This window comes from Pedobacter sp. B4-66 (genome assembly GCF_018492665.1).
Taxonomy (GTDB): Bacteria; Bacteroidota; Bacteroidia; order Sphingobacteriales; family Sphingobacteriaceae; genus Pedobacter.
On sequence record NZ_JAFVME010000010.1, the window covers coordinates 213,115 to 226,185 of the forward strand.

General features: G+C 36.4%; 14 protein-coding genes and 1 tRNA gene. 9 read left to right on the forward strand and 6 right to left on the reverse strand.

Annotated elements, in window-relative coordinates:
* Positions 1-54: 54 nt before the first annotated feature.
* Positions 55-1,434 (reverse strand): alpha-L-fucosidase, encoded by a 1,380-nt coding sequence (locus tag J1905_RS17665; protein WP_214228587.1) that lies wholly within the window; start codon positions 1,432-1,434, stop codon positions 55-57.
* Between the two features lie 172 nt (positions 1,435-1,606).
* Positions 1,607-3,943 (reverse strand): glycoside hydrolase family 95 protein, encoded by a 2,337-nt coding sequence (locus J1905_RS17670; RefSeq protein ID WP_214228588.1) that lies wholly within the window; start codon positions 3,941-3,943, stop codon positions 1,607-1,609.
* A gap of 391 nt (positions 3,944-4,334) precedes the next feature.
* Here J1905_RS17670 and J1905_RS17675 point away from each other — a divergent pair, with 391 nt between their 5' ends.
* The 3 genes from J1905_RS17675 (at position 4,335) to J1905_RS17685 (ending at position 6,937) form a co-directional block, all read left to right on the forward strand.
* A complete protein-coding gene (locus tag J1905_RS17675; protein ID WP_214228589.1) occupies positions 4,335-5,237 on the forward strand; it encodes an AraC family transcriptional regulator in 903 nt (300 codons plus the stop codon).
* Between the two features lie 209 nt (positions 5,238-5,446).
* Positions 5,447-5,519 (forward strand) — tRNA-Phe (locus J1905_RS17680).
* Positions 5,520-5,671: 152 nt separating this feature from the next.
* Positions 5,672-6,937 carry a site-specific integrase gene (locus J1905_RS17685; protein ID WP_214228590.1) on the forward strand — a complete coding sequence of 422 codons (1,266 nt, stop codon included), beginning with the start codon at positions 5,672-5,674 and terminating at the stop codon, positions 6,935-6,937.
* 2 nt (positions 6,938-6,939) lie between these two features.
* Here J1905_RS17685 and J1905_RS17690 read toward each other — a convergent pair whose 3' ends face one another.
* The 4 genes from J1905_RS17690 to J1905_RS17705 are packed head-to-tail and all read right to left on the reverse strand — an operon-like array spanning position 6,940 to position 8,823.
* Complete coding sequence (locus J1905_RS17690; RefSeq protein WP_214228591.1) at positions 6,940-7,170, reverse strand: hypothetical protein; 231 nt, start codon at positions 7,168-7,170, stop codon at positions 6,940-6,942.
* 5 nt (positions 7,171-7,175) lie between these two features.
* Positions 7,176-7,613: a helix-turn-helix domain-containing protein gene (locus tag J1905_RS17695; RefSeq protein WP_214228592.1), complete on the reverse strand. Its 438-nt coding sequence runs from the start codon at positions 7,611-7,613 to the stop codon at positions 7,176-7,178.
* Positions 7,614-7,621: 8 nt separating this feature from the next.
* Positions 7,622-8,038, reverse strand: coding sequence for a hypothetical protein (locus J1905_RS17700; RefSeq protein WP_214228593.1), 417 nt, complete (start codon positions 8,036-8,038; stop codon positions 7,622-7,624).
* A 17-nt stretch (positions 8,039-8,055) separates the two neighbouring features.
* Positions 8,056-8,823, reverse strand: coding sequence for a S24 family peptidase (locus J1905_RS17705; protein ID WP_214228594.1), 768 nt, complete (start codon positions 8,821-8,823; stop codon positions 8,056-8,058).
* A gap of 117 nt (positions 8,824-8,940) precedes the next feature.
* Between J1905_RS17705 and J1905_RS17710 the strand changes: the two genes are divergently transcribed.
* The 6 genes from J1905_RS17710 to J1905_RS17735 are packed head-to-tail and all read left to right on the forward strand — an operon-like array spanning position 8,941 to position 13,070.
* Complete coding sequence (locus tag J1905_RS17710; protein ID WP_214228595.1) at positions 8,941-9,180, forward strand: hypothetical protein; 240 nt, start codon at positions 8,941-8,943, stop codon at positions 9,178-9,180.
* A 46-nt stretch (positions 9,181-9,226) separates the two neighbouring features.
* Positions 9,227-9,472: a hypothetical protein gene (locus tag J1905_RS17715; protein ID WP_214228596.1), complete on the forward strand. Its 246-nt coding sequence runs from the start codon at positions 9,227-9,229 to the stop codon at positions 9,470-9,472.
* The gene (locus J1905_RS17720) at positions 9,456-9,761 is read left to right on the forward strand and encodes a hypothetical protein (protein WP_214228597.1); all 306 of its coding nucleotides are present in this window, start codon (positions 9,456-9,458) and stop codon (positions 9,759-9,761) included. Before J1905_RS17715 ends, J1905_RS17720 begins: the two co-directional genes overlap by 17 nt.
* 36 nt (positions 9,762-9,797) lie before the next feature.
* The gene (locus J1905_RS17725; protein ID WP_214228598.1) at positions 9,798-11,753 is read left to right on the forward strand and encodes an AAA family ATPase; all 1,956 of its coding nucleotides are present in this window, start codon (positions 9,798-9,800) and stop codon (positions 11,751-11,753) included.
* 2 nt (positions 11,754-11,755) lie between these two features.
* On the forward strand, positions 11,756-12,139 hold the full coding sequence (locus tag J1905_RS17730) for a hypothetical protein (protein WP_214228599.1): 384 nt from the start codon (positions 11,756-11,758) through the stop codon (positions 12,137-12,139).
* A 10-nt stretch (positions 12,140-12,149) separates the two neighbouring features.
* Positions 12,150-13,070: a hypothetical protein gene (locus tag J1905_RS17735; RefSeq protein ID WP_214228600.1), complete on the forward strand. Its 921-nt coding sequence runs from the start codon at positions 12,150-12,152 to the stop codon at positions 13,068-13,070.
* Position 13,071: the final 1 nt, after the last annotated feature.

The following is a 13,071-nucleotide window of genomic DNA, read 5'->3' on the forward strand; positions in this document are numbered from 1 at the left end:
GAGATAACTATAAAAAGTCATCTCCTTTTTCAATCAGATTGAGAGCTAATTAGTTTATTCTAAAATCAATTCAATAACCGGAACTGCAACATTTGGCTTTTGAACAGGAAGGTTCAAGATCACATCTCCTTCTTTAGTAGTTTCGGTAGTATGACTACCTTCTTGTGTTGGTGAGTAAAACTTCACCTCAGAACCATCATTAAGTAACTGAGCGTACTTGAATTTGCCTTTATACCCTTCGAGGTGTAATGATTTAAATGGCCATTGCATCAGGTGTATATATAATCTTTTGCGTTCAGGATTGTAAGTAAGGAAACAATTCTGAGGAATTTTAAATGAATCAGGCGCTTGTGTACAGCCATATATCGAGCGACTATGTTCTTTCATCCACTCTCCCATCCCTTCCAGTCTTTCATTGGCTCTTTCATCAAACTCACCTCTTGCAGTAGGCCCAACGTTTAACAATAAGTTACCTCCTTTACTAACAGTTTCAATAAGCATCGCAATTAACTGAGGAACGCTTTTCCATGAGTTCTCATCTCTATGATAACCCCATGATCCAGAAAATGTCTGACAGGTTTCCCATGGCACTTTTTCTCCATTTACCTTTATCCATTCACGTGGCATAAACTGCTCAGGTGTTTTAATGTCCCATCCCCAATCTGTATTGTCTAAATCCAAACGGTCGTTTACAATGATGTTTGGCTGCAGTTTACGTACAAGTTTCAATAGGTTTTCTGAATCCCATTCAGCATGACCTTTACCCGGATAAGAAAAATCAGCGAACAAAACGTCTATCTGCCCATACTGAGTAAGCAATTCAGTTAACTGGTTTTTCATAAAGGCCTGATACTTCTTCATGTCTCTGCCTTTATTTGCTGCCTCGCGCTCTGCTTGTCCTGTTGGCGTTGGCGGATGAGTAGCATCAAACTCAAAATCAGGATGATGCCAATCTATCAAAGAATAATAGAAACCAACTTTTATGCCTTCTGCTCTAAAGGCCTCAACCATTGGTTTAATCAGGTCTTTTCCTATTGGTGTGTTTGTAGCTTTGTAATCAGAGTATTTCGTATCCCAAAGGCTAAACCCTTCATGGTGTTTTGTAGTAATTACAAAATATTTCATACCGGCTTTTTTAGCCATTGCAGCCCACTGCTTAGGGTTATAAAGATCTGGTTCAAAAATGTTAAAGTACTTCTGATACTCTTCATCAGAAATCTTTTCATAAAGCTTTACCCATTCGTGGCGTGCAGGTACAGAATAAAGTCCCCAATGGATAAACATTCCAAATCGGGCGTCTGTCCACCACTTCATTCGTTTAACTTTCTGTTCTTTGGTTTCTGTTGCCCAGGCGGGGCGCGTTTGCGCACTAGCGATATTTGATTGAGAAATCATCAAAATCACTAAAGCTACTACAAGTCTTAAGGTTTTCATTAGAGTGTTTGGTTTTTTAAAGATCAAAAATCATCATAAGCAGCTCTTTAAAAGCTTCACTCATGATGATTTCGCGGTTAGGTTTTATTTGCGTCTCGGTTAACCCAAAGAAAGGATGATTTACCTATAAAAAACTTTACCCAATTGCCTAAATATTAAGCGATTTTGACATTTATAGTTTAGCAGCCATTACCTCATTTATCTTTCCATTTACTTTAACTTTTACCTTTTTTGGATTTCCCGACTTAATGCGATAGTTGGTAATCTTACCATCTTTCCAGTTCATATCCACAGTAAAATTGCCTCTTGCTCTTAAACCTTTAACTGACCCATAGGCCTTCCATGCGTCAGGCACGGCCGGTAAAAGATCAATAAATCCATCATGACTTTGTATCAGCATCTCAGCAATCCCTGCAGCTGCACCAAAGTTTCCATCAATTTGAAAAGGAGGGCCTGCAGAAAGCATATTAGGGTATACACCGCCACCAGCGCCATAATTGATGTCAGTTCTAAGTGTAGGCTTTAAAATCTCTTTAAACAGCTTAAATGCACGATTTCCATCATGTAATCTTGCCCAGAATAATAATTTATAAGCAATAGTCCAGCTAGGTCCATCATCACCCCTAACTTCTAGTGTTTTTTTCGCAGCCTCAGCCAATTCAGGCGTTGAAAGCGGAGTAATTAAATTGGCGGGATACAAACCATACAAGTGTGAAATATGACGATGTTGTAAGTCCGTTTCTTTATAATCCTCAATCCATTCCTGAATCCTTCCATCTTTACTGATTACACCTGCTGGAGGCACTGACTTCAATTTCTCTTGCAGCTCATTTCTCAATTCCGCATCTACATTTAAAAGTTTAGAGGCAGTTATCACATTGGTAAACAATTCCCGAACAATCTGATTGTCGATAGTTGGCCCCATAGATATGCTCGCTGTTTTACCATTTGGGAGATAAAAAGTATTTTCTGGTGATACTGAAGGAGAGGTAACCAACCATCCTGTTTTAGGATCCTTTATCAATACACTTTTATAGAATTTTGCTGATCCTTTTAAAACAGGATAAATACTTTTTAAGTAATTAACATCCTGACTAAAAGCATAATGATCCCACAGATTATTACACAACCAGCCTGAGCCTGCATTTGTTGCTCCCCACGAAGCACTTTCTCCTGGCTCTGTAAAACCCCAAACGTTTGTAATCACATGCGCAATCCAACCTTCAGCATTATAATACGCTTTTGCTGTTTTTTCTCCTGGCTTCACCAGACTTTTAACAAGTTCCGCGAGTGGCAAATTCAACTCAGAGAGATTAGACACCTCAACAGGCCAGTGGTTCATTTGAACATTCACATCTAAATGATAATCACCATTCCATGGTGTATTAATTTGGTTTGCCCATAATCCCTGAAGATTCGGTGGAAGCAACCCTACTCTGGTGCTACTGATACTTAAATACCTGCCAAATTGAAAAAACAGTGCTGGCAAAGATTTATCGTCAGCAAAATTCTTGTAAAAAAGATCCAATCTTTTGTTGGTTGGAAGCTTTGCAGATTGTCCCTCTCCTAAATCAATGCTTACCCTTTTAAACAGCCTAGTATAGCTTGCAATGTGCTTGCTTTTTTGAAGTTCATAAGGAGTTTTTAAAGCAGTAGACAACAGTTGCTTTGTTTTTTCTTTAAATGGAAATCCTTTAAAATCTGTTGCGGCCGAAACATAAATTATTAGTTCAGTAGCATTTTTTACAACCAGGGCATTGTTATCCGCGGTAACTTTTCCTCCTTTTAGCTTCGTGTTAACCCTTGCCTGATATTGCATTCCTTTTCCGTCGGTTCCATTATCCAACTGTCCATACATTTGCAATTCAGTTCCTTCAGTTTTTACTGTAGATTTTTCTGGTCTGCTTAGAGATATCCTACAATTTAGTTGCCCCGGTTTATCTGCTGTTATCTTAATCACATCAACATCACCTCCAAAGCTTGTAAAATACTCTCTCTTATAATTTACACCGTTTACTTTAAAGCTGCAGTTAGCAATTGCTTTATCCAGAGATAATTCTCTATGATATGCCTCAGCAACTACTTCATCAGGCTTTAATTTCCCATAAGTAAAATCAATTTCTAAATCTCCTAATACCTGATACTTACCCCATTGGGCACCCCCAGAACCAGGTCCTTTACAAACAAAATCCTTATTTACAAGATCCTGAGCTTCATCATTTTTTCCTTGAAGTATCAGCTCTCTAATTTTAGGTAAGCTTTTATATGCTTCGTAATTATTTGCATCCTGAGGTCCGCCCGACCAAAGTGTAATGTCATTTAATACGATCTTCTCTTTGGATACTCCCCCATCAGGCGTCATACCTAACCTTCCATTGCCAAGAGGCAGGGTCTCTTCCCACATTTTGGCAGGTTTATCGTACCATAATTTTGATGCTTTTTGCTGGGCTCTAATACCTAAAGTGGCTGAAGCCAACAAAAAAAGTGATAATAATAGTTTTCTAGTCATTTGTGTGGTTATACTTGGTTATCATTTAATTCCTAAATTATGGAGGAGGCATCCTTAATTAATCGAATTATCTCTCATCAGGTTACTAAATGTGAAGGTAAAAATACCTTACGTTGATTTCTTTTAAAATGCACAAACTTTAAAAAAGGATGGATTAAACTATCTCACCGTCCTTTGAAAAAACTTACACCGCAAACAAAAATAGAACCTATTCAGAGCTAAAAAAATAGTATAAACATTCATCAACATGAATTATACACTTACCAACAATATCTTTATCTACAAAAAAAGCAATGACTAACATATATTTACAAAATAAGAATGTTCAATTCAATCAAACAACAAAACTCTACTAAGCAGAATAATTCTTATACTTGTTTTACACAAGCGTATGAACGAGAAAAAAATACAGGATGGATTTGAAGGTGAGAAATACATCTGCATCCCAGAATCTGCATGGAAAAGTACCATCAAGGGAAACCCTGTAATGAACCAGTTGTATGTTACCTATATTGGATACTTCCCCAAAGCCGCCTACCATTACAGAGAGCGGATGGATGGTTGCAGCGACAATATTCTGATCTATTGTACCAGAGGAAAGGGGTGGTTTGTAATAAACAACAAACGCTTAGAAGTTGGTCCAAATGAGTATATCATCATACCTGCCACAAAAGCGCCCATGAGTTACGGTGCAGATATAAATGACCCATGGACAATACATTGGGTACATTTTAGCGGAAAAGATATCGATTCTTTCAATAAAGGCTTTAACATTAACCTCTATGATGGCGCGCAACAGATTTTACTAAATGAAAAAGGTATTCAGATTTGGGAATCGATGTATCAGAATTTAGAACTCGGCTACAGTAAGGAAAATTTAACCAACACAAATCTGTGTTTGTATCATCTGCTGGCAACTTTTCTTTATCCTGACAAACATAGCAATGTTAAGGTACAGGATGAGAAGAACATGATAAAGGAAACTGTAGCCTATATGAAAAACAGCTTAAGTGAAAAATTAACGGTCGAAGATTTTGCAAGTAAAAGCGGGTTATCTACTTCACATTTTTCTAAAATGTTTAAAAAATCGACAGGGATGTCTCCAATGGACTATCTAATTCACTTAAAACTGCAGCGAGCTTGTGTGCAACTCTACAATTCAGAAACCAAAGTAAAGGACATTGCTATTATGCTTGGATATGATGACCCTTTTCACTTTTCGAGGTTATTCAAAAAAAATATGCGCATCTCTCCAAATCAATACCGCGCTAACAGAAGGAAAAAGCTTGGATAACGAGCAATTTTTGAAGTGAATCAAAGAAATTTCAAAAAAAATAAAAATAGTTTAGGTGGACCTTTTCGTGATTTTACGAAAGCATAAAATTTATATAAAAATTAAACTCACAGATAATCAGCGACTAACGCACTAAATTCAAACTATTTTAAAAAAAGATTTTGTGATCCAAAAAAAGACACTACATTTGCAATCCCAAAGGGGAAGTAGGTACGGTAGCTCAGTCGGTAGAGCAATGGACTGAAAATCCATGTGTCGCCGGTTCGATCCCGGCCCATACCACTAGCCTCCAGAGACATCTGGAGGCTTTTTTTATGCCTAAAAAGCCGAAAAACCTAACATTTCCCTAAATAATCAAAAAATACTCCGTTCATTTGTACAGCAATTATTGCACATGTTTGTTGTAAAAAATTTAGAAAATATTTAGGAACCGAATGGCGACCGTAAATCCAGTAGTTTTAAAAGAGGATAAAAAAACAGATGGAACTTGGAATGTAAAGATACGACTTAACCATTTAGGAAAGTCCAGATACATCAAGACAGCTGTTTTCGTTTACAAAGCTCAACTCGATAAAAAGTACAGAATCAAAGATCAAACAGTACTTGACTCTTTGCATCATACTTTAAAAAAATACAGGGATGCAATTTCAGAGAATTCATGGACGATAGAAGCCATGGATGTTGAAGAAATAAAGGAAATGCTAATGGCATCCAACACCAAAGATCCAGATGTTGATTTTCTAAGTTTTTCAAGAGATTATATCAAGAAGCTCAAAGCTGCTGGCAAGGATGGCACAGCAGGCCCATTAGATACAGTTTACCGATCTCTAGTCGATTATTTCAAGACAACCACCCTACCAGTCACAAAGATTAACTCAATATTCTTGCGGGACTTTGAGGAGTACTTAAGAAGTCCTAGAATTATAGCTCGACTTAACCAAGGAAAAATAAAGGAGTATAATAAGCCAGGCTTAGGTGATGGTGGCATTCATAACAAAATGAGAGATCTCAGAACTCTTTTCAATGAGGCTAGAAATAAATACAACGACGAACAAACCGGAATAATCAAGATCAAACATTATCCATTTAAAAAATATAAAGTTGGTCAGGCTCCACGGACCAAAAAAAGAAATTTGGAAATTGACAAGATTAAACTGATTTGCGGAGCTGTAGTAAAGCTAGGATCTAGGCAAGAACTGGCTCGCGATATATTTAATTTTTCCTTTTGTATGTTAGGAATAAATGCAGCTGATGTTTATTACTTAGCGGCTAAATCAGATTCGAATCCAGATAGGATCGAGTACAATAGAAAAAAGACTAAAGGCAGAAGAAATGATGATGCTTTTATTAGCGTAAAGCTTATTGAAGATGCTAGGTATTTTTATTCAAAGTACATCAAAACTGGCGTACTTCGCAAAAGATATTCAAGCCACATACATTTAGATAGAGCCATCAATGTCGGTTTAAAAGAAATAGGATTAAGACCGGAAATAAATGTACCGGAACTAGGTTATTATTATGCCAGGTACTCTGTTGGATCACTTGCTCGTAATTCGTGTGGATTCTCCAAGGATGATATTGGAGAAGCACTAAACCATCTTGACGAAGACCACAAAGTAACTGACATATACATAGACTTTGACTGGAGCATTCTTGACAGGGTACAATCTGCGGTTGTTAGCTTACTGTATAAAGATTAAAATTAATGGCCAGTGATCAACCAACTAGCCGATGCTCCGTAGTCCTCAACAAGTATTTTTAACCAAGACATCTGAAACTCTCTTTGTGGTTCATTCTTCAACCTCACAAAGTTTCTTCTGGAGATATCATATTTTGTGCAGAATCCATAATACGTAGTCTCACCTTTAGCTACAATTTCATCTAATTTTTGAAAGAATCTTTTATTGATTTCTTGAGATACTTCGTTTTGCATATTATTTAATGATGTTCAAGTTGAGTTTTAGAAAATTGATCCTTCTGGTAAAGACTGGTCCATCGATCAATCTGATCAGAGGTAAAGGAAACCTTTTTAAGTCCTGAAGCTGCATCTTTATAATCCGCTCTTTCTACCTCCAACATATATGGAATAAATTTCTCCAGATCCAGTAATTGCCTAATATTTGAATAAAGACTGTCAGTGATATCTGTTATGTAACTTTTATCAATAGCTGATCCTTTGCCAGTAACCAACCATCTCGCATCTATATCCTCAAACTCATCTAATATCCGTTTCACCGGCTCTATCCCTACACTCCCACCTTCAGTAATCAACTTGCTTACATATTGCTGTGACCAAGACATTCTTTCTGCAAAGGTCTTTTGAGAGCCACCATCTTTGATGTTAATAATATGAGCTATTCTTTGATTGATTGACATAATACCCTTTAATATTTATTTGTCCACTCTTGGTAATACCCAGTTTTCGCTGTACTAAAAGCCATCACATTTCCTTGAGAATCACTATCTGCATTTACTGAAATCCTCCTATAAGTATACGTCTTAAATTTATTGTGCAATGGAGATTGAGTTATCTGAATAACAATAATATATTCTCCAGGCTCCATGTATTCACTGTATTGAGAAGTGTACGAACCAGAATGCGGTGGATTAGATTTAAAAAAAGCTTCAACTGTATTCTCGTCCTTAATGACATCAGACCTATCCGACTTAATAAAGGCAATGTTAGAATTAACCTTATTATCATCTAAATATGCTGTTGCGTTAATCATATAATTAGCTTTTTCTTTTTTGCAAGAGAATAAGGACGTTATTAGTATTAGAATTAATAGTTGTTTTTTCATTCGTGTTTTTTATAAGATCACCGTGCTAGTGATACATTAACTATATTAAATATTTGCTTTACTTCATCAAGTTGAAGATCGAAATCCGGATAATTCTCTTTATCTGGATTTAGCGACCTACATGTAATATAACCCTGAATCGTATCATGGTGAATAATACGCTTAGTAACAATACCTTCAGTTTGATGCACAATTACATAGTCTTTAAATCGGTGAGTATGAAATTTTGAAGTCCAATGATGATGCTGAATCTCTCTTCCAGTCACTATACTTCCATCTGGAATACTTTCCTTGGTATTATCATCCATACTATCCCCTACTACTTCAAATGCTCTGTATTGTCCCCTGTGGTATTTTGTCACTACTATTGTATGCTTAGGTAATTCTTCTATATATTCTGGATCTGAGTAACCGGATAAATAACCGGCATATGCATACTCACTTACGAGCGGCATTATCATATTGTATTGTCCTTCCCCTAACTTTATAAAAGGGGTATCTCCTGGCTCGATCGGGTATTGGACCTCACCAATGTCTTTGGTGTTCTCAATCTTAGGCACAAAAAGCATTTCCCCCTCATCAAAATCAAACCACTTTCTATTAATACCTAAATTATCTTCTAGCTTTTGTCCGAATGTTTTTGGTACATTTTTTTTACCCGTCATTATCTCTGACATATATCCGGACGACATCTTTATCGCTTTTGCTAATCCAAGATCATTCTTAAGATCAAGCTCTTTGATGATTAATTTTATTTTATCGAGTTGTAATTTATTTTTTTCCACTGATTATCAATAGTTTGAATGATTTATTCTCTATTTTGAGAGAAATATTTTGCAATATTAGCATTTGAGAGTTATATTTGTTCATATTATTTAATACAGCAATTATAAGAATATAGTATGAAAGCAACAACTATTCAGTTAACAAAAGAGGCAATAGAGGCGGTAAAGAAGAGCCTTGTTGCAAAAAACAGGTTACAATTCGAACTAAAGAAAAGTTACCCAACTATTCAGAAATGGCTGGCAGAAAACAACATTCACTTAACTACAGCACAAGCCCTTACGATCATTTCAGAATCTACAGGCATCGCAAAGGACGACCTACTAGAGCAGGTATTCGCTAGTGAAATAGCTCAATAGAAAAAAATAAACTAATTAGTTTACTAAAACATAAAATCGCAGCAACATGATTTTTAGTCGTAACAACACTTCTGGTATGCAGCAACATACACCAGAAAAATTAAAAACGGTAGTGGTTACCTATCCTCACAGACGGGATGAACACGGATATCCATTGATGAGAATCCGGTTTGTGAGGAGTACCGCAGAACCTGACTTTAGATACACAAGCTTCAACGCATGGTGTATGAGAGTTAGAAGAGAGGTAATGACATTTGTAAAAGCTGGGGGTGCAGATGGTGGTACAGATTGATTTATACAAACTTGAAGGCTTACTACAGGATGCTGCAAATCTTGGTGCTACCAAAGCCCTTACAGATGCAGGTGTTTTAAAGCCCTACTTATCTAAAGCAGAAGCATACAGAATATACAGCAGGAGGCTTATTGATCGATGGCTGAAAGAAAACCTATTAATTCCTGAAAAGGATGGTGATGGTGGTGCAAAAATAAGATTAAGCAGGGTTAGGCTTGAAGTACTGGCCCGAACCTCAAATCGTGTTTCTTGGTTCAAGAACTTTAGAACAGATCAATTTCATAAATAATCAGCAACAATTATAAATTATTTAATCGCAACAACAATGAATGTAAAACTTTTAAAACTCATCATTACGAATTTCAAAGGGATTAAAAGTCTTGTAATAGACTTTAATCAACAAACTGAAATTTATGGTGCCAATGAAGCTGGTAAAACTTCTGTAGTGGATGCATTTACCTGGCTATTTTTCGGCAAAGACAGTCAAGACCGTAAAGACTTCAATATTAAAAACACTCTTAAGACAGACTTTAACAAACAAGATCACTCTGTTGAGGCTGTTATTGATGTTGACGGTATACAAAGCTCATTGAAAAGGATATTCAGAGAGAAATGGCAAAAGAAAAGAGGTGAAAAAGTACCTGAATTCACCGGTCATGAACAGGATTTCTTATGGAATGAGGTCCCTATGAATGCTACCGAATTTCAGAGTAAAGTTTCAAGTATAATAGATGAAACTGTTTTCAAACTAGTGACCAACCCGCTTTATTTCAACTCATTAAATTGGTCCAAAAGAAGGGATTTTCTATACAAGTTGGCTGGAAACATCACTGATGATCAGATTGCTGCTGGCAATCCTGAATTCATTAAGCTTCTTAAATCATTAAATGGCCAAGATATCGAAGATTATAAAAAAGTAATTGCTGGTAAAAAGAAGCCAATTAAAGATACTTTGGAGCAGATTCCTACTCGTATTGACGAGACATTAAGGAGAATACCTGAAGAAAAGGATTTCGCTACTATTGAAGTAAGTATCAATCAATATAGCCAGCAGATTACCGAAATAGATGCTCAAATAAATGATAAATCTAGATCATACAATAAGCAGAATGAGGTTATTCAGGCTCGTCAAAGAGAAATTTTCAACCTTAAAAACAAGCTTTCTGCAATCGAATCAGAAGTAAAATCTCAGATTCAAACCAATCAGAATAACGTTGCAAACAAAAGAAAGGAAATTCAAGAAAATGTATCTCGAATTGAAGCGGATATAAAATCAAAGTCACTTCTTTTAGAATCAAGGAAGAAAGCAAAGGAAGATTTGGCCCTACGAACTGAAAATTTGAGATCCCTTTTCAATGCAACAAATTCAAAAGAGCTGGTTTTTGGTGATAATGAATTTTGCTGTCCAGCATGCAACAGAGAGTTCGAGGCCACTGATATTGAAGCAAAAAAAGCAGAAATGCGTAAGAGGTTCAATACTGATAAGACCCTTTCATTGAATGAGATCAACAGAAAAGGGGCTGAACTGGTATCTGAAACAAAGGAGTGTGATGATATGATCAAGACTTTAGAAACCACCATCGCTGCCTTAAATTCAGATCTTGTAAAAGCAAAAGATGATTTAGAGCACTTTGAGGTAAATACAACCGGATCAGATGTATTAGCAAACAATCAGTTTGAAGTTGTAATAAAAGACCATCAAGAGCATGTATCGATTTCTGAATCAATAAAACAGTTGGAATCTATTCCCAATGAAGTGAAAGACCTTGATGTTTCCGATTTAAGAAATCAGAAAAATGAGATTTCTCAAAACATTGATTCCCTTAAAAGAGAATTGAATGACCGTGAGGTAATAAAAAATGATAGGGAAAGGATTTCACAATTGGAAAACGAACAATCCAACTTATCACAGCAATTGGCCGATCTGGAAAACATTGAATTTGTTATTGATGATTTCAATAAATCAAAAATTGATATTGTTGAAACTAGAATTAATGGTCTATTCAAGTTCGTAACCTTCAAAATGTTCAGTAAAAACATTAACGGTGGTTTAGAAGAAACATGCCAAACAGTCTATAAAGGTGTTCCTTTCTCTGATCTGAACACAGCTGGCAAAGCATGGGCTGGTATTGACATTATCAACACACTTTCAAAACATTATTCTTTCTATGCTCCAATCTTCTTGGATAATAGAGAAAGCGTGACCAATATCCCTGAAACGGATTCACAAGTGATTAGCTTCATTGTATCGCCTTCGGACAAGTATTTAAGAGTCGCTTAGCCATGGAGATTACAGGAGGAAAATGGACAGTTGGGAAATATCCAGGAGTGGTAGTTACTAGCCAAAGAACAAAATATTATACTGAGGATATCGAGCGTGGAGACTGGGAAAAACAAGAAGTAGAATATTACGGGGGTTATATTCTTGCAGAATCAATATTCAACCCCGATGATGCGAAACTGATGGCTTTATCACCTGCACTTCTCCAAGCACTTAATGAAATTGTGATTATAGCCAAATCCAGCAACCCGTACCTAAACAAGGATTTTTTAATCCTATGCATAGCAAATAAAGTAATGGAAAAACTTTGTCCCAATCCTAACCTACTACCAGAGTTTTCAGAAAGCACCATTAATAGAATAAAAACACTAATAAATAAATCGTAACAGCAACATTATGACAAACATCGTTAAACACAGCAGCAACACAAATAACCTAACGGTTTTCAATCCATTTGATCGTGAACAAGCATCAATCATGAAAGAAATGGCCTTAGATATGGCCTATTCTGACTTAGTGCCGGATATGTATCGATTCAAAGAAACCGATCCTGACAAAATGGCTATAGCTGAAAGAAAAGCTGTAGCCAATTGCATGATTGCAATGAATATGGCCCTTAGAATGGGCGCTGAACCATTAATGGTTATGCAGAATATGTACATAGTACAAGGCCGACCATCATGGTCATCAAAGTTTCTAATTGCCACGGTAAATACTTGCGGTCGCTTTACTCCTATGCAATACAAAATTGAAAACAAAGGAAAGATCGGGGTATTAAAAGCAACTCGTGCAGTTTGGAAACTATTACCTGGTGAAAGCCAAAAAAGAAAGGTGATGGAGTCTTATGATGAAACCGCTTATAAGGATATGGATGATATCACCTGCGTCGCATATGCAACCGACTTGGCATCAGGTAAAGAACTAATTAGCTCAGTAGTATCTATTAAAATGGCCTGTTTGGAGGGATGGTATGACAAAGACGGATCGAAATGGAAAACTATGCCAGAAAAGATGTTAAGATATCGTGCAGCTTCCTTTTGGACAAATGAATATGCACCCGAGATATCAATGGGCATGAGAACTGAAGAAGAAATACAGGACATAGTTGATACTGAATATGTTGATGTCACTAATCAAAAGGTATCAGATAACGTTCAATCAACCATTGATCAAAACGCCAACACCAAGACTGTAGACTTCGATGATAAGGAACCAGAAGCAGCTGATGAAAATAAATCCGCTATTCAGCCATCTGAAAAGTTTGACCAGTCAGAGCAAAAAAAAGAGGATTCACCTGAAGTAAAGATGAATTTCTAAC